22 protein-coding genes and 2 tRNA genes are annotated in these 26336 nt (G+C 65.2%); 9 read left to right on the top strand and 15 right to left on the bottom strand.

The features are described from left to right. The 10 genes from VFW69_RS17255 to dnaA all read right to left on the bottom strand — a co-directional run. A partial coding sequence (locus VFW69_RS17255) for an acyltransferase domain-containing protein (RefSeq protein WP_526502787.1) occupies window positions 1-3565 on the bottom strand: 3565 nt, incomplete at its 3' end. 421 nt (window positions 3566-3986) lie between these two features. Next, window positions 3987-4059, bottom strand: a tRNA-Ala gene (locus tag VFW69_RS17250). A 148-nt stretch (window positions 4060-4207) separates the two neighbouring features. Continuing rightward, window positions 4208-4281 (bottom strand) — tRNA-Ile (locus VFW69_RS17245). Between the two features lie 70 nt (window positions 4282-4351). After that, complete coding sequence (locus tag VFW69_RS17240) at window positions 4352-5233, bottom strand: DUF3566 domain-containing protein (protein WP_526502785.1); 882 nt, start codon at window positions 5231-5233, stop codon at window positions 4352-4354. Between the two features lie 89 nt (window positions 5234-5322). Continuing rightward, complete coding sequence (gene gyrA / locus VFW69_RS17235) at window positions 5323-7839, bottom strand: DNA gyrase subunit A (protein ID WP_526502783.1); 2517 nt, start codon at window positions 7837-7839, stop codon at window positions 5323-5325. A gap of 46 nt (window positions 7840-7885) precedes the next feature. After that, the gene (gene gyrB / locus VFW69_RS17230) at window positions 7886-9919 is read right to left on the bottom strand and encodes a DNA topoisomerase (ATP-hydrolyzing) subunit B (protein WP_526502781.1); all 2034 of its coding nucleotides are present in this window, start codon (window positions 9917-9919) and stop codon (window positions 7886-7888) included. A gap of 257 nt (window positions 9920-10176) precedes the next feature. Then, window positions 10177-10728: a DUF721 family protein gene (locus VFW69_RS17225; RefSeq protein ID WP_526502779.1), complete on the bottom strand. Its 552-nt coding sequence runs from the start codon at window positions 10726-10728 to the stop codon at window positions 10177-10179. Next, on the bottom strand, window positions 10725-11882 hold the full coding sequence (recF, locus tag VFW69_RS17220; protein WP_526502777.1) for a DNA replication/repair protein RecF: 1158 nt from the start codon (window positions 11880-11882) through the stop codon (window positions 10725-10727). Before recF ends, VFW69_RS17225 begins: the two co-directional genes overlap by 4 nt. Then, on the bottom strand, window positions 11883-13082 hold the full coding sequence (gene dnaN / locus VFW69_RS17215) for a DNA polymerase III subunit beta (RefSeq protein ID WP_526502775.1): 1200 nt from the start codon (window positions 13080-13082) through the stop codon (window positions 11883-11885). 567 nt (window positions 13083-13649) lie between these two features. Next, window positions 13650-15185, bottom strand: coding sequence for a chromosomal replication initiator protein DnaA (dnaA, locus tag VFW69_RS17210; protein ID WP_526502773.1), 1536 nt, complete (start codon window positions 15183-15185; stop codon window positions 13650-13652). A 596-nt stretch (window positions 15186-15781) separates the two neighbouring features. On the opposite strand from dnaA, the gene rpmH reads away from it, so the two are divergent. The 9 genes from rpmH to VFW69_RS17165 all read left to right on the top strand — a co-directional run bounded on the left by rpmH (window position 15782) and on the right by VFW69_RS17165 (window position 22242). Then, window positions 15782-15925: a 50S ribosomal protein L34 gene (rpmH, locus tag VFW69_RS17205; protein WP_003874369.1), complete on the top strand. Its 144-nt coding sequence runs from the start codon at window positions 15782-15784 to the stop codon at window positions 15923-15925. A gap of 23 nt (window positions 15926-15948) precedes the next feature. Further along, on the top strand, window positions 15949-16308 hold the full coding sequence (rnpA, locus tag VFW69_RS17200; protein WP_526502764.1) for a ribonuclease P protein component: 360 nt from the start codon (window positions 15949-15951) through the stop codon (window positions 16306-16308). Continuing rightward, the gene (gene yidD / locus VFW69_RS17195; protein ID WP_526502762.1) at window positions 16305-16652 is read left to right on the top strand and encodes a membrane protein insertion efficiency factor YidD; all 348 of its coding nucleotides are present in this window, start codon (window positions 16305-16307) and stop codon (window positions 16650-16652) included. Before rnpA ends, yidD begins: the two co-directional genes overlap by 4 nt. Next, a complete protein-coding gene (gene yidC, locus VFW69_RS17190) occupies window positions 16636-17730 on the top strand; it encodes a membrane protein insertase YidC (protein ID WP_526502760.1) in 1095 nt (364 codons plus the stop codon). The genes yidD and yidC overlap by 17 nt, the downstream gene beginning before the upstream one ends. An 82-nt stretch (window positions 17731-17812) precedes the next feature. Beyond that, complete coding sequence (locus tag VFW69_RS17185; RefSeq protein WP_526502758.1) at window positions 17813-18379, top strand: Jag family protein; 567 nt, start codon at window positions 17813-17815, stop codon at window positions 18377-18379. 75 nt (window positions 18380-18454) lie between these two features. After that, complete coding sequence (gene rsmG / locus VFW69_RS17180) at window positions 18455-19195, top strand: 16S rRNA (guanine(527)-N(7))-methyltransferase RsmG (RefSeq protein WP_526502756.1); 741 nt, start codon at window positions 18455-18457, stop codon at window positions 19193-19195. After that, a complete protein-coding gene (locus VFW69_RS17175; protein WP_526502754.1) occupies window positions 19192-20199 on the top strand; it encodes a ParA family protein in 1008 nt (335 codons plus the stop codon). Before rsmG ends, VFW69_RS17175 begins: the two co-directional genes overlap by 4 nt. A 23-nt stretch (window positions 20200-20222) precedes the next feature. Continuing rightward, complete coding sequence (locus tag VFW69_RS17170; RefSeq protein ID WP_526502752.1) at window positions 20223-21203, top strand: ParB/RepB/Spo0J family partition protein; 981 nt, start codon at window positions 20223-20225, stop codon at window positions 21201-21203. 265 nt (window positions 21204-21468) lie between these two features. After that, window positions 21469-22242 (top strand): acetyltransferase, encoded by a 774-nt coding sequence (locus VFW69_RS17165; RefSeq protein WP_526502750.1) that lies wholly within the window; start codon window positions 21469-21471, stop codon window positions 22240-22242. A gap of 9 nt (window positions 22243-22251) precedes the next feature. Here VFW69_RS17165 and VFW69_RS17160 read toward each other — a convergent pair whose 3' ends face one another. From VFW69_RS17160 to sigM, 5 genes are all read right to left on the bottom strand, one after another. After that, the gene (locus VFW69_RS17160) at window positions 22252-23472 is read right to left on the bottom strand and encodes an N-acetylmuramoyl-L-alanine amidase (RefSeq protein ID WP_526502748.1); all 1221 of its coding nucleotides are present in this window, start codon (window positions 23470-23472) and stop codon (window positions 22252-22254) included. Between the two features lie 130 nt (window positions 23473-23602). Further along, window positions 23603-23956 (bottom strand): thioredoxin, encoded by a 354-nt coding sequence (gene trxA, locus VFW69_RS17155; protein ID WP_406813330.1) that lies wholly within the window; start codon window positions 23954-23956, stop codon window positions 23603-23605. Beyond that, entirely contained in the window at window positions 23953-24963 is a 1011-nt protein-coding gene (trxB, locus tag VFW69_RS17150; protein WP_526502745.1) for a thioredoxin-disulfide reductase, read from the bottom strand. Before trxB ends, trxA begins: the two co-directional genes overlap by 4 nt. A gap of 93 nt (window positions 24964-25056) precedes the next feature. Continuing rightward, entirely contained in the window at window positions 25057-25827 is a 771-nt protein-coding gene (locus tag VFW69_RS17145; RefSeq protein WP_526502743.1) for an RsmA family anti-sigma factor, read from the bottom strand. Window positions 25828-25898: 71 nt separating this feature from the next. Then, window positions 25899-26336, bottom strand: a 438-nt coding sequence (gene sigM, locus VFW69_RS17140; protein ID WP_526502741.1) for an RNA polymerase sigma factor SigM, incomplete at its 5' end; no start/stop codon positions are given.

Here is a 26336-nt window from a genome sequence, read left to right as displayed (position 1 = left end):
CGTTCAGCACGCGATCGCGGTTTACGCTTTCGGAGGCGCCGGTCCCCAGTTGCAATCCGCGCACGGCCAGCAGGACCGTCCCGCGCTCATCGAGTACATCGAGGTCCGCCTCCAACCCGGCCAAGTCGGCGCGCGTCACCTGCGTATAGCAGTAACGGGCGGTGCGCGCCGAACCGTAGGCGCGGACGCGGCGCACGCCCAGCGGCAGCAGGAGCCCGGCGTTGCCAGCGACCCGGGCGCCGGAATGGGCCGCCACCGATTGAAAACAGGCATCCAGCAGGGCGGGATGCACCGCGTAGGCGCCATGTTGGGAGCGGATGGGGCCGGGTAGGCCCACCTCGCCCAGCACCGTGCCGATCGTCTCGTCGGCGTGGTGCACCGCAGCCAATCCGGCGAATGCCGGACCGTACTGTAAACCGTGCCCGTCGAACTGCTTTCGCAGCTCGGTCCCGTCGAGCCGGCATGTGTGGGCCTTGATCAGGGCCGGCACGTCGTACGGCGGTGGTTGGTCCTCGTCCACTCCCGCATGCAGCATCGCGGTCGCCCGCCGAAGCCGCGTGCCGTCCTGGAATGTCTCCACCGCGAAGTCGACCGCGCCGGTCGGGGTCACCGACGCGACCGCCGACACCGGTGTCTCGTCGTCCAGCAGCAGCATCGCCTCGAAGCGGACGTCGCGAACCTCGGACCTCTCGCCGAAAATCGTGCGACCCGCGGCCAATGCCATCTCGCAGTAGGCCGCGCCCGGAAAGGCGGCCACATTGTGTATCCGGTGGTCGCCCAGCCAGGGCTGCGCCGCCGTGCCGACCTCACCCTGCCAAACGTGGCGCTCCGGCTCCTCGTGCAATCGCACATGCGCCCCCATCAACGGGTGCACCGGAACCGTGTAGGCGCCGTGGGCCCGCAGATCAGGACTCTTGCGGGTCAACAGCAGCGGGCGGTGGTTCCAGGTCGGCAGCGGTGCATCCACCAGCTCGCCAACCGGGTAGATCACCGAGAAGTCAATTGCCGCACCGGCACTGAACAGATCCGCCAGGAAGCTGCGCAGTCCGTGCGGCAGTGCTTGCCCGCGGCGCATTGCGGCGAGTGCGGCCACCGGCATTCCGACGCTGCCGGCAGTCTGCTCGACGGCGTGGGTGAGTAGGGGGTGCGGAGCCAACTCCGCGAAGACCCGGAAGCCGTCCTCCAACGCCGCCTGTACCGCCGCGGCGAAACGCACCATGTGTCGCAGATTGTCCGACCAGTACCAGGCATCGCATACGGGTTGCTCACGCGGGTCGAACGCGGTCGCGGAGTAGAAGGGCAACTCCGGTGTCCTGGGCTTGATCTCGGCCAGCACGTCGGCCAGCTCGTCGAGGATCGGATCGACCTGGGGGGAGTGTGAGGCGACATCGACCGCGATCTCGCGTGCCAATATGTCCCGTTGCTCCCATGCGGCGACCAGATCGCGCACCGTCGGTGCGTCGCCGCCGATCACCGCCGACTGAGGCGAGGCCACCACCGCCAGCACGACGTCGTCGACGCCGCGGGCCATCAGTTCCAAAAGCACTTGCTCGGCAGGCAGTTCCACCGAGGCCATCGCTCCGGAGCCGGCGATCGTCGACATCAGCCGCGATCGGCGGCCGATCACGCGGACACCGTCTTCCAGCGTTAGCGCTCCCGCCACGACCGCGGCCGCGGCTTCGCCCATCGAGTGGCCGATCACGGCTCCCGGCTGAACACCGTACGCCCTCATCGTCGCCGCCAGCGCGACCTGCATGGTGAACAATGCGGGCTGGATCCGATCAATCCCGCTCACCGTCTCGGGTGCCGAAATCGCCTCGGTGACAGAGAATCCCGACTCTTCGGCGATCAGCGGCTCGACCGTGGCCACAGTCGCGGCGAATACCGGTTCGGTCGCAAGCAGCTCGACGCCCATCGCCGCCCACTGCGAACCCTGCCCGGAGAACAGCCACACCGGGCCTCGATCGTGCTGTCCGGCCGCGGGCTGATAGGGAAAGTCGCCTGCGGCGATCTCGCCCAAGCCCTCGGTCAGCTCCTCGATGCCTCGTGCGATGACCGCCGCGCGCACCGGCCGATGCGCACGCCGGCGAGCGAGCGTGTATGCCAGATCCGTTGGCGCAAGGTCCAATGCGTGTGCGTTGGCCCAGTCAGCGAGGCGCTCCGCGGTTTTCCGCAGTGCGTCAGCCGACGTGGCCGACAGCGCGAACAGCAGTGGGCCGTCGATGCCGGATGGTGCGCCGCCCGGTGCGCCCATCTCGGGGGCTTGTTCCACGATCGCGTGCACGTTGGTGCCCGAGAACCCGTACGACGACACCGCTGCCCGCCGGGGCCTGTGGTGACCGTTGCTGGGCCACTGCGTATTCTCCTGTGGCACAAACAGGTTGGTCTCGACCTGGGCCATTTCGTCAGGTAGTCGGGTGAAATGCAGATTGCGTGGGATCACACCGTGCTGCAGCGCGAGGACCGCCTTCATCAGCCCCAGCGCCCCGGCCGCCGATTGGGTGTGCCCGAAGTTGGTCTTCACGGATGCCAGCGCGCATGGCCCGTCGAGGCCGTACACCTCTGCCAGGCTTGCGTATTCGATGGGATCGCCGACGGGGGTGCCGGGGCCGTGCGCCTCGACCATGCCGATGGTACGGGCGTCCACACCGGCCACGGCCAATGCCGACCGATAGGCCTCGACCTGCGCAGTCCTCGATGGTGTCACGATATTCACGGTGTGGCCGTCCTGGTTGGCGGCCGTGCCCCGGAGCACGGCCAAGATCCGGTCGCCGTCACGGAGGGCGTCCGGTAACCGCTTGAGCATCAGGACGACGCATCCTTCGCCCGCCACAAATCCGTCGGCGGCGACGTCGAACGCGTGGCAGCGTCCGGTCGGCGACAGCATCCCGATGGCGGAACCCGAACACGATTTACGGGGTTCGAGTGACACCGATGCGCCGCCCGCCAGGGCGAAGTCGCTTTCGCCGTCATGCAAGCTGCGACAAGCCACATGGACGGCCGCCAGACCGGACGAACACGCGGTATCCACCGTCATCGCCGGACCGCGCAGTCCCAGCGTGTAGGCGATCCGCCCGGAGCCCATGGCGAAGCTATTGCCCATGTATCCGTATGGCCCCTCCAACGCGTTGGCCTCGGCATGCACGAATTGGTAGTCGTCATGCATCAACCCCATGAACACGCCGGTGCGCGACTCGGCCAGGGTGTGCGGGGTAAGGCCGCCGTTCTCCATGGCCTCCCATGCGGTTTCCAGCAGCAAGCGATGCTGCGGATCCATCGCGGTCGCCTCTTTCTCGGTGACGCCGAAGAACTCGGCATCAAAGCCCGCGACGTCATCGAGGAACGCGCCCCACTTACACACTGACCGCCCCGGCACACCGGCCTGCGGGTCGTAGTATTCGTCGGCGTCCCACCGCTCCGGCGGAATCTCGGTGACCAGATCGTCGCCGCGCAGCAGCGCCTCCCACAACTGGTCCGGTGAGGCGATGCCACCGGGCAGCCGACAGGCCATGCCGATGACCGCGACGGGAGTAAGAGGAGCTTTGACTATCGGGACCGTCGACATCGCCGATCCCAAGCCCCCAACCCATTGCGGATTCGCCCGAACAAAGCCGTTTCCTCCTCACAGCAAAGGTGGAGTTGCGCTGTTGGCTGCCTTATCGCGAGGTAGCAACCTCTCGGTTGTCGGGCTGCCTACTGCGATGCCGATATTGGGAATGTGTGGTCAGAACGAGAGCTTTTCTGCAGGTCAGTCGCCTCTCGGCGGCTGCGACTTCGTGATTGTGCGGTCGGTGCTTACAGATGTTAGCGAAACACTAGCGGACCGTGTCGGTATCTGCGAGCTGTAATTAGATGGCTTCGAGTTAACTGCAATCAGGACCCACTCGGATGCCCTCACGGCGTGACCCGTGCCCATACATCAGCCGATGAAATCGGGGAGGACTTGCGGCCGGCTGACCGGGACTGCCGCCTGCGCTTGAGGCTTGTGGAGCCTAGGGGAATCGAACCCCTGACACCCGCCTTGCAAAGGCGGTGCTCTACCAACTGAGCTAAGGCCCCTCATCGTGACTGAGTGGCTGACCTTGGTCATCCACAGCCACGTGCCAGACCTCGACTCCACGTCGTGACCACGCCACCGCTGCCACTACGGCGATGAGTCCCAGCGGCAGTGCGAGTCTTACGCAACGTCTTGACGGGCACATGGTTGTGGGCCTAGGAGGACTCGAACCTCCGACCTCTTCGTTATCAGCGAAGCGCTCTAACCGCCTGAGCTATAGGCCCGTACTCGCGTACGGCCGAGCGACGAGATTACCGCAATCTCCGCCCGACTCCCAAAAGCGCAGCACTTACGCTAGTCGCGGTCGGCCAACGTGACCTCGATGCCGCCGATCAGATCGGTCGTCAAGTTATAGATGAAGGCGGCGATGGTGGCCGCCGCAGTCAGCAGCACGATGTTCACCAGGCCGATCAGGACGGCACCGCCGAAAATCGTGCCGCTGGACACCAGTTCGCCGCTGCTGCCGCTGGTGTTGTTCAGCAGGTCACCGACATTGCTGTTCAACTTCGACCACACGCCCATGCCGCCGAGCACCAGGTACAGAAATGCCACGGCGATCATCCAGACGAAGAACAACGCCACCGAGAGCAGCAGCGACACCTTCAACGTGCTCCACGGATCAATGCGGCGGATCTGCATGCTGGCACGCACCGGGCCGCGGGTCCGGCGTGCCACCTGCACCCGGTTATCGCGCGTTTCCCGGTTTTCGGCGGTGGCCGGACGTCCGCCGCCTGATGAGGTCGGCGACTCCGCGGGCCGCTCGGGGGGCTTGCGATGCGGGCCGCGCGGCACCGGGCCGGACAGATCCGGTAATTCGCTGGCGTAGGCCTCGGTCGGCGAAGTCTCACCGCGGGTGGTCGCAGGCTCCGGCTCTTTGGCATGCGACGGAGCGCCGGCCCCTGGCGCCGCGGTGCCGGAGATGAAGCGGTTCAACCGGGCCTCGACGCCGCCGGCCTGACCCGATGGTCGCTTCTCGGTGAATGGCTCGTTTTGGCGAGGCCCCGGGTCCTGTGGCCGGGCGCTACTGCGCTGCCACGGTGGTCCATCTCCGCCCTCTTGGGCGCGGCCACCCGGCGCGGGCGGCGCCCCATGGCGCGCACCGGCGCGTTCGACCGAACCATCCCCGTTGGGGCCATCCCCCTGCTTGGGGGCGCCCGGCTCGTTCGGTGAGGTCACCCCGACTCCTTAGGTCTCCTACCCTGGCCGCCCAAGCGGTGGCAGTCGCATTATGTCTGGTCGGGCTGAGTCTAGTAGTTCGGTACCGACTAACTATCCGACTCAGCACCGTCGCTTTGCTCGACGACTTCGTCCGCGTTTTCTTCGGCGTTGCGGGCGATGGCCAACAGCGCGTTCTCTTCACCCAGGTTCATCAGGCGCACGCCCTTGGTCTGCCGTCCCGCCTTGCGGACCTGGCCCGCTGCGGTCCGGATGACGCCGCCTCCCGAGGTGATCGCGTAGAGCTCGCTGTCATCATCGACTATCAACGCACCGACAAGCCTGCCACGCCGGCGGTCGTACATCACCGTCAGGACTCCCTTGCCGCCCCGGCCCTGCACCGGATACTCCTCGATCGCGGTGCGCTTGGCGTATCCGCCCGACGTCGCCACCAGCAGGTAGGTGCCTTCGCGGACGACGTTGAGCGACAACAGGTAGTCGTCGGCGTTGAACCGCATGCCCTGCACGCCGGAGGTGGCGCGGCCCATCGGGCGCAGCGCTTCGTCGGTCGCCGAGAACCGGATGGACTGGCCGTTGGCCGAGACCAGCAGCAGGTCTTCCTCCGCGGAGCACAGCACCGCACCGACTAGCTCGTCGTTGTCGCGCAGGTTGATGGCCACGATGCCGCCCGAGCGGTTGGAATCGAAGTCAGTCAACTTCGTCTTCTTCACCAGACCGTTGCGGGTTGCCAGGACCAGGTACGGGGCGTCCTCGTAACCGCGGATCTGGATGACCTGCGCGATGCGTTCCTCGGGTTGGAACGCCAACAAGTTGGCGACGTGCTGACCGCGAGCGGTCCTCGAGGCCTCCGGCAGTTCGTAGGCCTTGGCTCGGTAGACCCGGCCCTGCGTTGTGAAGAACAGGATCCAATCGTGCGTGGAGCACACGAAGAAGTGGCGCACGATGTCGTCCTGCTTCAGGCCGGCGCCCTGCACGCCCTTGCCGCCACGTTTCTGACTGCGATACAGGTCGGTCTTGGTGCGCTTGGCGTAGCCGGTCTCGGTGATCGTGACGACGACGTCCTCGCGGGCGATGAGGTCCTCGTCGTTGACGTCACCGTCGGCGGCGATGATCCGGGTACGACGCTCGTCGCCGTGCTTGTCGACGATTTCGGCGAGCTCGTCGTGCACGATCAGGCGCTGCCGCTCGGGCTTGGCCAAAATGTCTTCCAGGTCCGCGATCTCGGCTTCGATCTTGGCCAGGTCGTCGACGATGCGCTGGCGCTCCAGGGCGGCCAACCTGCGCAGCTGCATGTCCAGGATTGCCTGAGCCTGGATTTCGTCGATATCCAGCAGCTCGATCAGGCCGGCCCGAGCGATCTCCACGGTCTCCGACGCGCGGATCAGGGCAATGACCTCGTCGAGCGCGTCGAGCGCTTTGACCAGACCGCGCAGGATGTGCGCGCGTTCGTTGGCCTTGCGCAACCGGTATGTGGTGCGCCGGACGATGACGTCGAGTTGATGCGCGACGTAGTAGCGGATCATCTGGTCGAGCCGCAGCGTGCGCGGCACCCCGTCGACGATCGACAACATGTTCGCGCCGAAGCTGGTCTGCAGCTGGGTGTGCTTGTAGAGGTTGTTCAGCACCACCTTGGCCACAGCGTCGCGCTTGATCTCCACCACGATGCGCAGACCGACGCGGTCGCTGGACTGGTCTTCGATGTTGGAGATGCCGGCCAGCTTGCCGTCGCGGACCTGCTCGGCGATCGAGGTGATGAAGTTGTCGTGGTTCACCTGGTACGGCAGCTCGGTGATCACCAGCGAGGTGCGGCCGCGTGAATCCTCTTCTACCTCAACGACTCCGCGCATCCGGATCGAACCGCGGCCCGTGGTGTACGCGTCGTGGATGCCTTGCGATCCGACGATCAGACCGTGGGTGGGGAAGTCCAGACCCTTGACCCGCTCGCGGACCGCGGCCAGGGTGGCCTCTTCGTCGGCTTCGTGATTGTCCAGGCACCAGTAGACGGCCTCGGCCAACTCGCGCAGGTTGTGCGGCGGGATGTTGGTCGCCATGCCGACCGCGATGCCGCCGGAGCCGTTGGCCAGCAGGTTGGGGAACCGGCTGGGCAGCACGGTCGGCTCCTGCACACGGCCGTCGTAGTTGGGGATGAAATCGACTGTCTCCTCGTCGATTTCGCGCAGCATCTCCATCGCGAGCGGAGTCAGCCGCGCCTCGGTGTACCGCATGGCAGCTGGCGGGTCGTTGCCCGGCGAACCGAAGTTGCCCTGCCCGTCGACCAGCGGGTAGCGCAGCGACCACGGCTGGGCCATCCGGACCAGGGTGTCGTAGATCGACGAGTCGCCGTGCGGGTGGTAGTTACCCATCGTCTCGGCGACCGAGCGGGCCGACTTCGCATGGCCACGGTCCGGGCGGAAGCCCGAGTCGAACATGGCATAGAGCACCCGGCGGTGCACCGGCTTCAGACCGTCCCGCACCTCGGGTAGCGCACGGCCGACGATCACGCTCATCGCGTAATCGATGTAGCTGCGCTGCATCTCCTGCTGGATGTCGACCGGTTCGATACGGTCGGAGGCATCGCCGCCGGGCGGCAGCGTGGTGTCTGTCATCTATTCCTCATCGGTGAGATTTCAGTGGGGAGCAGGTGCTGAGGCGCTAAACATCCAGGAAGCGCACATCTTTGGCGTTGCGGGTAATGAAGCTGCGGCGGGCGTCGACGTCTTCGCCCATCAGGATCGAGAACAATTCGTCGGCCGCGGCGGCGTCGTCGAGAGTGATCTGGCGCAGCACCCGCACCGAGGGGTCCATCGTGGTCTCCCACAGTTCCTTGGCGTCCATCTCGCCGAGACCCTTGTAGCGCTGGATGCCATCCTCGGCGTTGATTTTGCGGCCGGCCTTCCTGCCCTCGGCAAGTAGACCGTCGCGCTCGCGGTCGGAGTAGGCGAACTCGGGTTCGCTGCGCTGCCACTTCAACTTGTACAGCGGCGGCTGCGCCAGGAACACGTGGCCGTTTTCGATCAGCGGCCGCATGAACCGGAACAACAACGTCAGCAGCAGCGTCGAGATGTGCTGGCCGTCGACGTCGGCGTCGGCCATCAGCACGATCTTGTGATAGCGCAGCTTGGTGAGGTCGAACTCGTCGTGAATGCCGGTGCCCAGGGCGGTGATGATCGCCTGGACTTCGGTGTTCTTCAAAACCCGGTCGATGCGGGCCTTTTCGACATTGATGATCTTGCCGCGCAGCGGAAGGATGGCCTGGAACATCGAGTCTCGGCCGCTCTTAGCCGAGCCGCCCGCCGAATCACCCTCGACCACATACAATTCCGACTTGCGCGGGTCGGTGGAGCGGCAGTCGGCAAGCTTGCCGGGCAGCCCGCCGAGGTCGGTGGCACTCTTGCGGCGCACCAACTCTCGCGCTTTGCGCGCGGCGATGCGGGCTTGGGCCGACGACACCGCCTTATTGACCACGACCTTGGCGTCCGCGGGGTTGGCTTCGAACCAGTGGGTGAGTTGTTCGTTGCAGACCTTCTGCACGAACGACTTGACTTCGGTGTTGCCCAGTTTGGTCTTGGTCTGGCCCTCGAATTGCGGTTCGCTGACCTTGACCGAGATCACCGCTGCCAGGCCCTCGCGGATGTCGTCGCCGGTGAGGTTCGGATCCTTGTCTTTCAGCAGCTTCTTGTCTTTGGCGTACTTGTTGACCACCGTCGTCAGCGCGCTGCGGAAGCCCTCTTCGTGGGTACCGCCCTCATGGGTGTTGATGGTGTTGGCGAACGTGTGCACCGATTCCGAGTAGCCGCCGTTCCACTGCATCGCGATTTCGACCTCGTGGCCGGGGCCCTTGCCGTCGAAGTCGATGATGCTCTGCTGGATGGGGCTTTTGGTGCGGTTGATGTGCTTGACGAAGTCGACCAGCCCACCGGGGTAGTGGAAGGTGCGGTGCTTAACCTTATGTGGCGCAGTGGACTCCGCGGCTTTTTCTTCTGCCGACTTGGGAGCTTCGGCGGTGTCGCTGACGACCTCGTCGACGACCTCGTCCTTGGTCACCCGTTCGTCGGTGAGGTTGATCGTCAGTCCCTTGTTGAGGAACGCCATTTCTTGTAGCCGGCGAGCCACCGTCTCGAAGTCGTAATCGGTGGTCTCGAAGATGTCGGAATCGGCCCAAAACCTGATAGTGGTGCCGGTGCGCTTGGTGGCTTCGCCCTGTTTGAGGGTGCCTGGCACGGCACGGTCGTAGTACTGCGACCATTCGTGGCCGTCGCGGGCGATGTCCACCTCCAGCCGCTTTGACAGTGCATTGACGACAGACACACCGACGCCGTGCAGACCACCGCTGACGTTGTAGCCACTGTTCTCACCGCCGAACTTGCCGCCGGCGTGCAGTTGCGTCATCACGACGTCGACGGTGGGGGCGCCGGTGGCGTGCATCGCCACCGGAATGCCGCGGCCGTTGTCGGAGACCTCGACGCTGCCGTCGTCGAGAATGCGGACGTCGACCCTGTCGGCGTAGCCGGCCATTGCCTCGTCGACCGAGTTATCGACCACCTCCCAGATGAGGTGGTGCAGACCACGCTCACCGGTGGACCCGATGTACATACCGGGGCGTTTGCGGACGGCCTCGAGGCCTTCGAGCACGGTGATCGCTGACGCGCCGTATTCGTTTTGCGCCTTCTTCTTCTGGGCAGCCACGGTCGGAATGCTCTCCTTGGGGTTTCATGCGGGCGGTTCTAGTCACCGCAACAGTCGCATCCCGCTAGTCTAGCGTGATCGGTCGCCCGCACCGATTTTCAGGCCGCGTTTCTACCCAGCTAACCGCGCCGTGCGCACGATTTCTTTATTCTGGACGCGTCCCGACGTACGTCGAGGGGATCCGCGTCGTCCTGGCGGATTTCAGGGGCCTGTGAACGAACCCCCGTCTGGGGATCCGCGGACGGGTGTCCAACTCCCTAACCGTAGGTGTCGCGCGGGCCTCTTCCAGCGATATGACGCGGCCCCTTGCGCCAGGAGGGCGCGGCCGGGCCGGTGATTTTCAACGAGGTCACCACTCCGTCGCCGACGGCCGCGGCGATCTTGGCCAGTAACTGGGACTGGATCATCCGCAACTGGGTGGCCCATGCCGTCGATTCGGCGGCCACGCTCAGCACTCCCTCTTTCAGGGCGGTCGGTGCCGCGTGGTCGGCGATCTGGTGGCCGACGACGGTCGCCCAGTTGCCGAGCACGGTGCCCTCGGCCACTTGCGCGGACCAACCCCGTTTCTTCGCCAGATCACGCGTCAGCCTGCCCAGGGGTTGGGGGTCGCGCGCATCGGGTCCGGGTCCCGACCATCTGCGTCGCTGGCCCGCCACACGGCGGGGGGTGGGGGCCGCCGCTCGGCCGTGGCCGGCGTCTTTCCCCTGAGCCCGGGCGGCGGCCCGGGCTTCCTCGAGGGTGCGCCGGACCAAATCGATCCCACTCAGGGCATTCGACGGCTCGGTGGGCTGCGCAACCTCATCCGTCATGAGTGCATCTCCGACACTCGGCCAGTGTCGCTGTCGCGTAAGTCGACATAGATCTGCCGGGCTTCCCAGCCCGTCGGAATGTCTTCGAGCACTGCCGCGGTGACCAACACCTGTTCGGCCGATTCGGCCACCGTGGCCAGCGCGCGGCGACGGCCCGCGTCGAGTTCAGCGAACACGTCGTCGAGCAACAACACGGGTTCGCTTTCTTCGGTACGCAGTAATGCGTAGGCGGCCAGCCGCAGCGACAAAGCGAACGACCACGACTCCCCGTGGCTGGCAAAACCTTTCGCCGGCTGGTCGCCCAGCCACAATTCCAAGTCGTCGCGGTGTGGTCCGACGAGACACATACCGCGTTCCAGCTCCGCTTCGCGTCGCGCCGACAATGCTGCGAGCAAGGCGGCTTCCAGGAACTCGCGGTCGGCACCGGCGATATCCGCCGAGGCCTCGGCGCCCAGGCTGGATCGATAGCCGATGGAAGCGGTACGTGATCCGGGGGCCAACAGCTGGTAGGCCTTTTCGACCTCGGGTGCCAACTGATTCACCAAATCGATACGGGTGGCCATCAATTGGGCACCGTGCTCGGCGATACGACTGTCCCAGACGTCGAGCGTGTCCAGTGCGCTCTGGTCGCCGCGATAGCGGGCGCCGGACAGGGATTTCAACAGCGCCGTACGCTGCCGCAAGACTTTTTCGTAGTCGGAGCGCAGCGCGGCCACCGCGGGGCGGCGCACCGTCGCCAGATCGTCGAGGTAACGCCGCCGGTCGGACGGATCACCCCGCACCAAGGACAGGTCCTCGGGAGCAAACAACACCGCCCGTAGGACCCCGATGACCTCGCGCGTACTGCGCACCGGAGTTCGGTTCAGCCGCGCTTTGTTCGCCCGGCCGGCCGCGATTTCCAGATCGACCGCACACTCCCTGCCCTCGTTGACCACGATCGTGGAAACCACCGCGCGGTCGGCGCCGTCGCGGATCAACGGCGCATCCGTTCTTACCCGATGTGACCCCATCGTGCTCGAATACCACAGTGCCTCAAGAAGGTTCGTCTTCCCAAACCCGTTGGACCCGATGAAGACCGTCCGACCAGGTTGCAGTTCGAGGTCGGCGTGTGCCCAGGACCGGAAATCACGCAGTCCCAAATGCCGGACGTACACCTAGCCAGGCAACCGGACGGGCATCAACAAGTAGACGTAATCGGTGGGTAGGGCGCTGTAAGGCCCCGTGCCGCTCGGGTGGCTGTCGTCATTCAACGCCGGACGCAGCAACGCCGGCTTACCCGGGGTCGTGAAACCAAACGACACCAGCTCAGAATGGACCGATCCCAGCCCGTCGGTCAGATACGTCGGGTTGAACGCGATCGTCAACGGTTCGCCGGCAAAATCGACCGCCAGATCTTCCTCGGCCCGGCCGACGTCGTCGGCGCCCGCGGACAGCCGCAGCGACCCCTCGCTGAATTCCATCCGGACCTGGGCACCCCGGTCGGCCACCAGCGCCACGAGCTTGATGGCCTCGGTCAACTCCGCCACGTTGATGGTCGCGACCGCCGTGTGCTCGGCCGGCAGCAGCTGACGGAACTTGGGGAATTCGGCGTCGAGTAGACGGGTGGTGCTGCGCTTGCCGTTACCGCTGATACCGAGCAATCCGTCTTTTCCGACGCCCGATCCCGCACCCAATGACAATCGGACCTCGGAGCCGTCGGCCCCGGTCCGGGCGGCTTCAGCCAGTGTCTTGGCAGGGACCAGGACCGCGGCTTCTGTGTCGGGTGACGCCGCCGACCAGGTCAGCTCGCGAACTGCCAAGCGGAACCTGTCGGTGGCCGCCAAAACCACCGTGTCACCCAAAATCTCAACCCTGATTCCGGTCAGCATCGGCAACGTGTCGTCACGGCCGGCCGCAATGGCAACCTGGCTGATTGCCTCGGCGAACAGATCAGCGGGCAGCGTGCCGGTCTCGTCCGGCAGCGTCGGCAGCGTCGGGTAATCCTCAACCGCCATCGTCGGCAACGAGAACCTGGCGTTTCCGCAGTGCAACGCCACGCGGTTACCGTCGACGTAGAAGTCGATCGGTTTGTTGGGCAGTGCCCGCACGATGTCCGACAGCAACCGGCCGGATACCAAAACGCTTCCCGGAGAAGCTATTTCGGCTGCAACCTGCGCTTCGGCGGAAACCTCGTAATCGAATCCGGAGATTGTCAGGCCCTCATCGGTGCCCGAAAGCAGCACACCGGAAAGCACCGGCACAGCAGGCCTGGACGGCAGGTTCTTCGCCACCCACGACACCGCGTCTGCGAAAGACTCCCGCACCAAACGAAATTTCAAGTCGCTGAGGCCAGCCGTTGTCGTCGCCGCGTCCATAGCGTCCCTTCACCTACCCAGCGTTTTTCGAATCCATTGGCTAGCCGCCCCGCTAGCACGGGGCTCCGCCGCGAACGCCGATGGCAGGTCATGCCAACGACGATCGCAACGGCAGTCGAAGAACAACCGTAGATCCTTCGACGCCATCTTGAAAGCTAATCGCAAAGCCCGACAACCCGGGTTGACGAAGCCTCAGACGACGGAGGTGCACCGCGCGTCCCCAAGCCTGTATTTCAAAGAAGAACCGATGAAGAGATCTCAGTACCAGTATTAAGGCCTGTGCATTCTGGGGACAGGACCCTCTCGGTGCAGCTAGCGCCAGGATCGGGGTGTGCATCGTGGCGTGAACGCCTGTGGGTGATGTGTTGGGCGGGTGGGGACGAATGATGGCTGTCCACCCAAGCCGTGTTACTACACCGGCGTTTAATTGCGTTGTGCACAGTCCTGCGCACACACCTTCGTTGGGACGGGTGTGACAGACGCGCGTGAAGTTTCTCGAAAAAAATTACAAACACGGGCAGCCAAAGCCCGAAAATCGGCCGTTCGCATCGCTGGGGAGACGAGAACTCAGCGCTTGGAGCGCTGGCGGATGCGAGTGGTGAGTTCCTTGACGTGATCAAAAATCTCACGCCGCTCGGCCATCTCGGACAAGATCTTGCGCTGCGCATACATGACGGTCGTGTGATCACGGCCGAATGCCTGCCCGATCTTGGGCAGTGAGAGATCGGTGAGCTCGCGGCACAGGTACATGGCGATCTGGCGCGACTGGGCCAGCGCCCGAGTCTTACCGGGGCCGCGGAGTTCTTCCACCGTGGTGTCGAAGTATTCGGCGGTGGCCGCCATGATGGTGGCTGCGCTGATCTGCATGGTGCTCGCATCGGCGATCAGATCGCGCAGCACGATCTCGGCCAGCGCCTTATCGATCGGTGTTTTGTTCAGCGAGGCGAACGCGGTCACCCGAATGAGGGCCCCTTCGAGTTCTCGAATGTTGCGTTCGATGCTGCTGGCGATGAGTTCCAGCACGTCGTCGGGGACCGCCAGCCGCTCCATCTGAGCTTTCTTACGCAAGATGGCGATGCGGGTTTCCAGCTCCGGTGGCTGCACATCGGTGATCAAGCCCCACTCGAACCGCGTTCTCAGCCGGTCTTCCAGGGTGGCCAGCTGTTTGGGTGGCCGGTCCGACGAGATGACGATCTGCTTGTTGGCGTTATGCAGCGTGTTGAAGGTGTGAAAGAACTCCTCTTGGATTCCTTCCTTGCCCTCGATGAACTGAATGTCATCGACCAGTAGCACGTCGACGTCACGATAGCTGCGCTTGAATGCGACCTTGCGGTCGTCGCGAAGTGAGTTGATGAAGTCATTGGTGAATTCCTCGGTGGAGACGTACTTGACTCGCATCCCCGGGAACAGCCGCTGCGCGTAATTCCCGGCGGCGTGCAGCAGGTGCGTCTTGCCGAGACCGGACTCACCCCAGATGAACAACGGGTTGTAAGCGCGGGCCGGCGCTTCGGCGATCGCCAGGGCGGCGGCGTGTGCGAACCGGTTGGACGCGCCGATGACGAAAGTGTCAAACGTGTAACGGCGGTTGAGGCTCGTTCCGGCGGCCACTGCCGGATCGATCGCGTGCGGCCGCTCGGTGAAGTAGTTGGGCCAGCCCGGCTGGTTGTCGTTCACGGTCTCGCTGTTTTCGAAAGCTTCCTCGGTGTCGACGACCGCATTGTCGGCGGGGAACGACGGGTCGGATCCGGGGAACGGTTCCGCCGGCGAGATGAGCGCATCGTCGACGTCGTCGGGTGGGGGAGCGATGCGGACGCCCAGTTGGATCTGCTGCCCGAGTCGGCGGCTGAGCGCATCGGTGATGGGCGCTCGGAGGTGTCTCTCGATCTCGTTTTGGACGAAGCTGCTGGGCACCGACAGCAGAGCAAATCCCTCGACGATGGTCAGCGGGCGGACCAGATTCAGCCACGCTCGTTGCTGTGGAGTAAGGGGGGTGACAAGAGTCGTGCGGTTGGCGGCCATGCCGTCTGCGGTGGGTTCCCCATTGAGCTCGGAAACGACCGCATTCCACACTGTCGTGAAACTGGAACCGGGGTCATCGGTCAACGACGCATCTCCCTGGTTCTCGAACGTCCCGACCCGAGTTACACCACGCTTGTCGACAAAACAACTGTCCACATAGTTATACACAGGTGTGGACAGGATGATCATAGGCGAGCCACAACCTACCGGTCGGCTCGCGATCTCCGCGCTGGAAGAGAACCTCGAAAGGTTGTCTAGGCAGCTAGTCGATCCACCATCCTCGCTTCGTTGCCGAGCGCTGCTTGTCGTCTAAAACGACTTCGCAGAAGCTAACAGTTTTCCGGTCGGCTGCCAACAGTTCTGCTGCATTCCAATAAGGTCGTTTAGGGTACGTGGGGCTTGCTCCGGCTCGTTATGCTAGCCACGACCGCGGCGAGTGTGATCAAAACGGAAATCTTTTTGACGCCTCCGGGCGGGTTCGTTGTGGCAAGCCAGGTTTGACCAGGCGAAGCCTCGTCAGTACCCTCAAACAGTCGCCCGAAAGTCGGCGATACGGCTGCGACCAGAACCACTTGGGACCGCGCCGGCCAGCAGCACCAAGACCACCTCCGGTCGAACCGCAGACGAGCCTGATGCGAAACGTCTGAGCGGCCGGATGGCAACACAACGAGGAGAACGTCGTGGCCAAGGGCAAGCGGACCTTCCAGCCGAATAACCGGCGCCGAGCCCGCGTGCATGGCTTCCGCCTGCGGATGCGCACTCGTGCCGGGCGCGCGATCGTGTCCGGTCGGCGCCGCAAGGGCCGCCGCGCGCTCTCTGCCTGATCGCAGCGCCAGGTCTTTCAGCGGTGCTTCCCGCACGCAACCGCATGACGCGATCAATTGACTTTGACGCGACGGTGAAGCACGGGATTCGTCTGGCACAGCCCGATGTCGTCGTGCATCTTCGGCGGGGATCCGATCGCGACGAAGTCCGTGCGCCGCGGGTCGGATTGGTGGTGGGCAAAGCCGTCGGATCCGCCGTGGAACGGCATCGCGTCGCTCGCCGCCTGCGGCATGTGGCCCGCACCCTGCTGCGAGAGCTCGGCCAATCGGACCGGTTGGTGATCCGCGCGCTGCCCAGCAGTCGGACCGCCTCCTCGGCCCGACTCGAGCAAGAACTGTGTTGGTGTTTGAGACGCCTGCCGGTGGCGGGGAGCAAGTCGTGACGCCGCTGGTGCGGGTGCGCGCGTTCACCCGTACGGCCGGAAGGGCGGCCGCGCGCGGCGTGATTTTTCTGATCCAGCTGTACCGGCATATGGTGTCGCCACTACGTCCGGCAACATGTCGCTTCGTTCCGACCTGCAGCCAGTACGCGGTCGAAGCGCTCAACGAGTACGGCCTGATTCGGGGAAGCTGGTTGGCTGCGGCCAGACTCGCCAAGTGCGGACCATGGCATGAAGGCGGATGGGATCCGATACCGGACCGCCCCGGAAGCCACGTGAATTGCCAAGATGCCAGCGACGCTTGGGCTGTCCGAGCGGCGCGAGGGGAGAGTGGATCTTTTGTTTGATTTCTTCAGCCTCGACTTCGTCTACTACCCGGTGTCGTGGATCATGTGGGTTTGGTACAAGTTGTTCGCCTCCATGCTGGGGCCGTCGAACTTCTTCGCCTGGGCGCTGTCGGTGATGTTCTTGGTCTTCAGCCTGCGCGCGCTGCTCTACAAGCCCTTCGTGCGGCAGATCCGCACCACGCGTCAGATGCAGGAGCTGCAGCCGCAGATCAAGGCGCTGCAGAAGAAGTACGGCAAGGATCGCCAGCGCATGGCGCTTGAGATGCAGAAGCTTCAGCGCGAACACGGCTTCAACCCGATCCTGGGCTGCCTGCCGATGTTGGCGCAGATCCCGGTGTTCATCGGTCTGTATCACGTGCTGCGCTCGTTCAACCGGACCACCGGCGGCTTCGGTCAGCCCCACTTGTCGGTGGCGCAGAACCGTCTCACCGGAAACTACGTCTTCACCCCGACCGACGTCGGGCACTTCCTGGATGCCAACTTGTTCGGCGCGCCGATCGGCGCCTTCATGACCCAGCGCACCGGGTTGGATGCGTTCACCTTCTTCAGCCGGCCGGCTGTGATTGCGGTGGGCCTGCCGGTGATGGTGCTGGCCGGTGTCGCGACCTACTTCAACAGCCGGGCGTCGGTGGCGCGGCAGAGCCCGGAAGCGGCGGCCAACCCGCAGACCGCGATGATGAACAAACTCGCGCTGTACGTGTTCCCACTCGGCGTGGTGGTCGGTGGGCCGTTCCTTCCGCTCGCGATCATCCTGTACTGGTTTGCGAACAACATCTGGACCTTCGTGCAGCAGCACTACGTCTTCGGGATGATCGAAAAAGAGGACGAAGCCAAGAAGCAGGAAGTGATCCAGCGCCGGGCGGCCAACGCGCCGGCGCCGGGAGCCAAGCCGAAGCGGAACCCCAAGGCCACATCGCCGGGTGGGAACGGTTCGCCGGCGTCCGACAGCGACACCGACGCGTCCGGTTCCGCGACGACGGATTCCGATGTGGCCGACGGCCCCGCGGCTGACGCGAGTGAGGGCCCGAGCAACCGCACGCCGCGGCCCGGGGTGCGACCGAAGAAACGCAAACGCTGATACGGGCGGATTAGCTAACGGGGGCCGGCCGGACAGGGCGACCCCAATTGGGCTGGGGCCCATGGAATGAGGGAGAGAAGACATGACAGACGCCGACACCACCGAGCGCGAGGTTGAAACGGAGCTCGACACGCAACCGGCCGCCGAAGATGCCGCGGAAGGCGGTGCGGAGGAAATCGACGATCTGGAGGAACGCTTGGTCGCCGAGGGCGAGATAGCCGGCGACTATCTCGAAGAGTTGTTGGACCTGTTGGACTTCGACGGCGACATCGACTTGGACGTCGAGGGCAGCCGCGCCATCGTGAGCATCGATGGCAGCGACGATTTGAACAAATTGGTCGGTCGCGGCGGCGAGGTGCTCGACGCGCTGCAGGAACTCACCCGGCTGGCGGTGCACCAGAAGACCGGAATGCGAAGCCGATTGATGCTCGACATCGCGAGCTGGCGCCGGCGGCGCCGAGAGGAACTGGCGGCGCTGGGCGACAAGGTCGCGCGCCGGGTGCTCGAATCCGGCGAACGCGAAGAGCTGGCGCCGATGACGCCGTTCGAACGCAAGATCGTCCACGACGCTGTCGCCGCCGTCTCCGGAGTGCACAGCGAGAGCGAGGGCGTCGAGCCGGCGCGCCGCGTGGTCGTCCTGCACGACTGACCGTCCAGAGTTACAGCTGTGTAGTTCCCGTCGTTACCGGACTCCGAAGGTTGAAATGCGCGCAACAACTAGAGGATGTTTCACGTGAAACATGGCGGCCCCGCCAACGTCGCGGCGGGACCCTCCGGGGAGGACGCCGGAATCAGCAGCCCTCAAGACGCCGCGGCCGTGATCTTCGGCGAGCGACTTGGAACCGCACAACGGTATGCACAACTCCTCGCCACCGCGGGGGTGCAGCGGGGGCTGCTCGGCCCGCGGGAAGTGGATCGCATTTGGGACCGGCACATACTCAATAGCGCGGCCCTCGCCGAACTCCTCGACCGGGGCGAGCGCATCGTCGACATCGGCAGCGGGGCGGGCCTGCCCGGGATACCGCTGGCGATCGCGCGGCCGGATCTTGATGTCGTGTTGCTCGAGCCCCTGCTGCGGCGCAGCGAATTTCTCAACGAGGTCACCAACGAACTAGGGTTAGCCGTCGAGGTGGTCCGTGGCCGTGCGGAGGAACCGGGAGTGCGTAACCGGTTCGGGGAGAGGGATGCTGCGGTGTCGCGAGCGGTTGCTTCGTTGGACAAGCTGACGAAGTGGAGCTTGCCGTTACTACGGCCCGCCGGGCGGATGCTCGCCATCAAGGGGGAACGGGCTTCCGATGAAGTTGAACGATACCGGCGTGTGATGGCGGCATCGGGCGCCACTGATGTCAGGGTGGTGACATGTGGCGCGAACTATTTGCGTCCCCCCGCAACCGTAGTGTTAGCGCGACGCGGAAAGCCGCCGCACCACAAACCGGCACCGACCGGGAAGGCCGGAACCCGATGAATTCTTCAGGCGATTGGCCGGTGGCTTCTCAGGCGCCGGCAGACGTTCACCAAGCGGGAGCGCCAGCTCCAGTTCCGGCGAATCCGGATGCGCCCGTACCGCCCCCGGTTGCCGCCGCGGCCGCGAATGTTTCACGTGAAACAGCGGACGAATTCGACACCCCGATCGGGGCGGCCGCCGAACGTGCGATGCGGGTGTTGCACACCACCTACCCGCCCTTGCGGCGGCCGTCCCGCCGCCGCGTCATCACCATCGCGAACCAGAAGGGCGGGGTCGGCAAGACGACCACCGCCGTCAACCTCGCTGCAGCGCTCGCGCTGCAGGGACTCAAGACCCTCGTCATCGACCTCGACCCTCAGGGCAACGCGAGCACGGCACTCGGGATTACCGATCGGCAATCGGGGACGCCCTCCTCATACGAAGTCCTACTCGGCGAGGTCGCCGTGCACGACGCGCTCCGGCAGAGCCCGCACAATGAGCACCTCTTCTGCATCCCGGCAACGATCGATTTGGCCGGCGCCGAGATCGAATTGGTGAGCATGGTGGCGCGTGAGAACCGGCTGCGCACCGCACTGGCCGACCTCGACAGCCTCGACTTCGACTGCGTCTTCATCGACTGCCCGCCATCACTCGGGCTGCTGACCATCAACGCGCTCGTTGCCGCACCGGAAGTCATGATCCCGATCCAGTGCGAGTACTACGCGCTCGAGGGCGTCTCGCAATTGATGCGCAACATCGAAATGGTGAAGGCACACCTGAATCCGAAGCTCGAGGTCAGCACCGTGGTGCTGACCATGTATGACGGCCGCACCAAACTCGCGGACCAGGTCGCGGAAGAGGTACGCCGGTACTTCGGGAACAAGGTGTTGCGCACGGTCATCCCGCGCAGCGTCAAGGTGTCCGAGGCACCGGGCTACAGCATGACCATCATCGACTACGACCCCGGTTCACGCGGGGCGATGAGCTATCTCGATGCGAGTCGCGAACTCGCCGAGCGCGATTGACCACCATCCGCGAAGGGACGACCATGACGCAGCCGTTACGCAAGAAGGGTGGCCTCGGCCGGGGCCTGGCTTCGCTTATCCCGACCGGCCCCGCGGAGGGCGACTCGGGGCCGGCGACGCTCGGCCCGCGGATGGGCGACGCCGCCGCAGACGTGTTGATCGGGGGACCGCCACCGCAAGACACATCGTCGGTGGGTGCGGTCTATCGCGAGATCGCACCGGCCGACATCGAACGTAACCCGCGTCAGCCTCGGCAGGTCTTCGACGAGGAAGCCCTGTCGGAGCTGGTGCACTCCATCCGCGAGTTCGGCCTTTTGCAGCCGATCGTGGTGCGGCCGGTCAAGGATTCCGGTGCGCGTTACCAGATCGTGATGGGGGAGCGGCGCTGGCGCGCGGCTCAAGAGGCCGGCCTGGCGACCATCCCGGCCATCGTGCGCGAGACCGGCGACGACGATCTGCTGCGCGACGCCCTGTTGGAGAACATCCACCGGGTGCAGCTGAACCCGTTGGAAGAGGCGGCCGCCTACCAACAGCTGCTCGACGAGTTCGGCGTCACCCACGATGAACTGGCGGCGCGCATCGGTCGGTCGCGGCCGTTGATCACGAACATGATCCGGTTGCTCAAGCTGCCGATCGCGGTGCAGCGGCGAGTGGCGGCCGGAGTGCTGTCCGCCGGTCACGCGCGCGCACTGCTGTCGCTGGAAGCCGGCCCCGAAGCACAGGAGGAGCTGGCCGCCCGGATCGTTGCGGAGGGCCTCTCGGTAAGGGCAACTGAGGAGGCGGTCACGTTGGCCAACCGAAATGGTGCGGCCACGCCGACGGCCCCGCGTCGCAAGCCAATCCAGATGCCTGGCCTGCAAGACGTTGCTGACCGGCTTTCGACCGCGTTCGATACCCGCGTCACGGTGAGCCTCGGCAAACGCAAGGGCAAGATCGTGGTCGAGTTTGGTTCGGTGGACGATCTACAGCGGATCCTGGACGTTATGTCCCCGCCGAAGGCGTGAACGAGGACACGGTGTAATTACGTCACTGTGACACCCGGGCGCGTTTTGTGGCAAATCTACCTATCCCGGGTACTCCGGCTCGACGAAACAGCATGCGCATCAACAACTTTCGACCATAGGCGCGTTCCGGCGCTACGGTGCCGGTCGTTCGGGCGCGCCAACCTCAATGAGCAGGCCAAAGCTGGCCCGATCACGACCACCTCTCCTATCCTGGAGGGGCTGCCGGTGCACATGGCTGCAGTACCGCACAAGAGCCAGGAGGCTAGTGTCCGCTCGAATCATGCCGCTGCGGCTCGAGGCATTCGAGCAGCTTCCCAAGCACGCACGCCGGTGCGTCTTCTGGGAAGTCGATCCAGCGACCCTCGGTAATCAGGACCACCTCGCCGACCCCGAATTCGAAAAGGAAGCGTGGTTGTCGATGGTGATGCTGGAGTGGGGATCGTGCGGGCAAGTCGCGACCGCCGTCCCGGACGAGCGAAGCCAAGCCGAGCCCCCGTGCCTGGGCTATGTGTTCTACGCCCCGCCGCGGGCGGTGCCGCGGGCACAGCGGTTCCCGACCGGTCCGGTGTCCGCCGACGCGGTGCTGCTGACGTCGATGGGCATCGAACCCGGACCGGCGGCCGACGACCTGCCGCACGGCTTGATCGCCCGGGTCATCGATGAACTGGTACGCCGCGGCGTGCGCGCCCTCGAAGCGTTCGGACGCACCCCGGCGACTTCGGAATTGCAGGATCCGCGTTTGATTGGTCCCGACGTACGGCCGGTGCTGGAAGCCGTCGGCGACTGCTCGGTGGACCACTGCGTCATGGATGCGGAATTCTTAAAAGACACGGGTTTCGTTGTGGTAGCACCACATACGTACTTCCCTCGGCTGCGGCTCGAACTCGACAAGGGCCTCGGCTGGAAGGCGGAGGTGGAGGCGGCCCTAGAGCGCCTGCTGGAGAACGCACATCTGGAGCAGCCGGTCGGCGCCGGGTCTACGACAGCGGGCGCCGGATCTACGACAGCGAATGCGCCGGAAACCACCCTGAGTGGTTAGAACCAGTGGCTAGGAACCGCCGAGTTGGCTGGTGCGTTCCACCGACAGTTCGTGGGCCAGCAACTCGGCGAAAGTGAAGGTGCCAGTGGGCCGGTCGTTCTTGCCCAACAGGTAGAGCCGCTTGACCGCGGCGAGGATTCCCTCGGCGATGGCGTCGCGGGTCTGCGTTGAAACCAGCATCGAGCGGTCCCGGGGGTTGGTGATGTAGCCGACGTCGACCTGTACCGTCGGCATCCGGGTCAGGCGCAGCAGATCCCAGGTCCGGCCGTGCGTGCGGCAGTCCCGTAAACCGGTGCGGGCCACTACTTCTCGCTGGATGAAGTCGGCGAGATTGCGCCCGATAGTGGAGACCGAACCGTGCGAATTGCCGAAGTGAAAGGAAGCCACCCCGTTGGCAGCCGTGCTGATCTGACTTTCGCAGCGCAGGCTGATCATCAGGTCGGCGCCGACGTTGTTGGCAGTGGCGGCGCGTTCGGCATCGAGGGGACTGCGGTTGACCGGTCGCGACAGGAAGGTCTCCATACCGATCGCGGCCATCCGTCCTTCCAAGCGGCTGGCCAAGTCCCACAACACATCCGCTTCGCTGACCGGTCCCGACGGGCCCTGCATGATCGTGCCGTGGTCCGCGCCGCCGCAGCCCGGATCAATAATGATCCGCTTGCCCGACAATTTGGGACCGGACGAGCGAACCAACTCCTCTTCGCGGAGCGCGTGCGGAGATCCGCCGCTGACACGTGAACTCAGGAAATGAAAGGAGCGCAACGTTTCTGGGCCGCAGATACCGTCGGCGGAGAGCCCGTACTCGCGCTGATAGGACATCAGCGCGTTGTGCGTTTGCAGCCCGAAGTATCCGTCGACCAGGCCGGTGTAGAAGCCCAGATCCTGCAGCCGCGCCTGCAGCGTGGCGACGTCGTCGCCGAACAGCGGGGCACCGAATTGGTGATACAGCGTGCGGGCGCCGAGCCGGTACGACGCCTCCTTGAGCGCCCGGTAGGTGGCCTCGCCGACGATGCCGTCCACCAGCAGGCCGCGATGCTGCTGAAAGGCACGGACCGCTTGGTCGAGTTCGGCGTCGAAGAGTTCGAGGGCCACGTGCCGGCCGGTGTTGAGATCGTCCTCGGAGCTATCCAGCAGGCCCAGTGTGGCCAGCGTCGCCCGGATCTCGGTCACAGCAGCGCTGTGGTCACCACAACGCAGCGCGTCGCCGTATTCGCGGCGCGGACTCGGCATACCAAGGGCCCTCCGGGACTAATTGACAAGCTCAGAAGTGGGCAACAGCTAACGGTATTGTCGCAGACGCTTCGTAAATTCGGGAAAACCGCAGGCTATGCGCGGGGCGTGGTGCGACGAACTTATGAAATCAGCTGAGGTTGGGAACCGCGTCCGAGAGCTCACGCAGTAACGCCGCCTTGCCTTTCGCGCCGACGATCCGCTTCACCGGCTGCCCGTCTTTGAACAGGATCAGGGTGGGGATGGAGACCACCTGGAAGTTCTGTGCGGTTTCGGGGTTCGCATCCACGTCGAGCTTGGCGACCGTGAGCTGTTCGCCGCGCTCGCTGGCGATCTCCTCGAGAACCGGCGCCACCATCTTGCAGGGGCCGCACCACGTTGCCCAAAAGTCAACCAGCACAGGCTTATTGCTGGATAGCACGTCAGTGGAGAACGACGCGTCAGAGACTTCTATTGTGGCACCGGCTTTTTCGGCGTCGGTCATTGTGGTGCTCCAATCAATGTGTCGGTACTGCCCGGAAATTCGGTGGCGTCGCCTTGTGCGGCGGCGCTGGACTCTTCGTGGTCGGCGAGCCAGCGTTCGGCGTCGATGGCGGCCGAGCAGCCGCTGCCGGCAGCGGTGACGGCTTGGCGGTAGGTGCGATCCACCAGGTCCCCGGCGGCGAACACCCCATCAATCGAAGTACTGGTGGTGCGGCCCCGCACCAGCACATAACCCTCGGGATCGGTCTGCAGCACGTCGCGCACCAACTCCGAGCGAGGATCATGCCCGATGGCCACGAACACCCCGGTCACCGCCAACGTCGACACCTCCCCGGTGCCGGTATCCCGCAACCGCACACCCGTCACCGTCTGCTCACCCTCGACGGCCTCGACCGCCTTGTTCGTCACGATGGTGATTTTGTCGTTGGCCCGCGCACGCTCCAGCATGATCCGCGACGCCCGAAACTCCTCACGGCGATGCACCAACGTGACACTGCGGGCGAACCGGGTCAAAAACGTGGCCTCCTCCATCGCCGAGTCCCCGCCCCCGATGACCGCGATGTCTTGATCTTTGAAAAAGAACCCATCACAGGTCGCACACGAGCTCACCCCGCGACCCAGCAACTCCTGCTCCCCGGGCACCCCCAAATAGCGCGCCGCCGCACCCATCGCCAAGATCACCGACCGCGCCCGAACCGTCTCACCTTCTGACGTGGTCACCGCCTTGACCGGCCCCTGCAACGACACCGACTCGACGTCTTCCATCCGCAAATCCGCACCGAAGCGCAACGCCTGCTCACGCATCTGATCCATCAACTCCGGACCCGTGATCCCGTCCCGAAAACCCGGGAAATTCTCCACCTCAGTCGTCGTCATCAACGCCCCACCAAACGACGTCCCCTCAAACACCACCGGCGCCAACTGCGCCCGCGCGGCATACAACGCCGCGGTATACCCAGCAGGACCCGAGCCAATAACGATCACGTCATGCACAGTGTCGGCGGTCATGAAAACCTTTCAAGCGATTCGTCTCTGGATCTGTGTAAACGCCAGCGTAGGCACCGCTGTTCCCGGGTGCGTCGCACCACCTATGGCACCACACTAAGGGTGGGGGACCTGGGTATTGGCCAGTAGTCCGGTATCGGCCGCGCTGCAGTTGGGAGACACCGCAAAGACGGCCAGGATGCGTGGGCTGTCGCCGGGTATCACCAGAACGACGCCGGGGCGGGCGTTGATCTCGACCGGGCGGGCACCCAGGACCTGCGTGGACGCCGGATAGCCGAGGCCGGTGAGGCAGGAGGCGCGTCGCGCCGGGTCGCTGAGCGTTCCGTAATCGGGGCTGCGGTCGAGCAGGCCGAGGATCTCGCTGTGCGAAAGCGGGATCTCCATCGGTGGTGTCGACACCGTGATGTGCTCGACGTCGCCCGGGGTGTCCGGAACGGGTCCGGGAGCATGCAGTAGCGCGACGGTCCCGAAGCCGATCGCGGAGAGCACGGCGCCCAGGCCCGCGGCCGCCGCGATGATCCGGGCCGGACGGATGTGTGGGCGGGCGGAGTGAACGGCCGGTCCGGCCGCATCGGCGGCAGCGGGCTCAGCCGAGCGCAGCGCCGCGGAAATTCGGCCCGTCACCTCCGGGGGCGGGTCGGGTGCGGAACCCGGGTCGGTGCCGACGGCGGCGACGTCGCGCCGGACCCGATTCAATGCACCCAGCACGGCGGCGGCATGCGGGTCGGCCCGGACTTGACTGCGGACGCGGGCGGCGGCCTCGTCGTCGAGAATGCCGGCCTGTAGGTCGGCGAGCAGTTCGACGGTCAGCGGTGGGTCTGATCCCGCGTTGCGGTCATCCGCCGCATCGTCGCCCGCTGCATTCATCGGACTCAGTGTCCGTCATACACGCGCCGATGGCCACGCATGGCCTCGTAGGGTGGCCCCCTGTCGAGCGGTCAGGGCTGGCCGGCGGCGGCGTCGGGCAGGGCGTGCGCGCCGGCGTTGAGGTAGCCCAGCAGCTCGGCGAGCCGAACCCGGCCGCGAGCACAGCGGCTCTTGACCGTGCCCTCGGCGACGCCGAGCAGGCGGGCGGTGTCGGCCACCGAGTAACCCTGCATGTCGACGGCCACTACCGCGGCCCGCTGCTCGACGGGAAGCCGCATCAGGGCGCGCTGCACTGCCAACGTGGTCTCCACCTGCGCCGTGCGATCGGCCACCGGATAGATGTCTTCCAGCGGCACGGTCGGGTGCGCTTTGGTGCGGCGTAGCCGATCCAGGCAGGCGTTGACGACAATGCGGTGCAGCCAGCTTCCGACGGCGGCGTCATGCCGGAATGCGCCGGCGCCGCGGTGCGCGGAGAGCATGGCATCTTGCATCGCGTCTTCCGCGTCCTC

The sequence above is a fragment of the Mycobacterium sp. genome (genome assembly GCF_036273375.1).
Taxonomy (GTDB): domain Bacteria; phylum Actinomycetota; class Actinomycetes; order Mycobacteriales; family Mycobacteriaceae; genus Mycobacterium.
The sequence above is the reverse complement of the archived record's forward strand: the minus strand, read 5'-3'. Positions and strand labels throughout refer to the sequence as shown.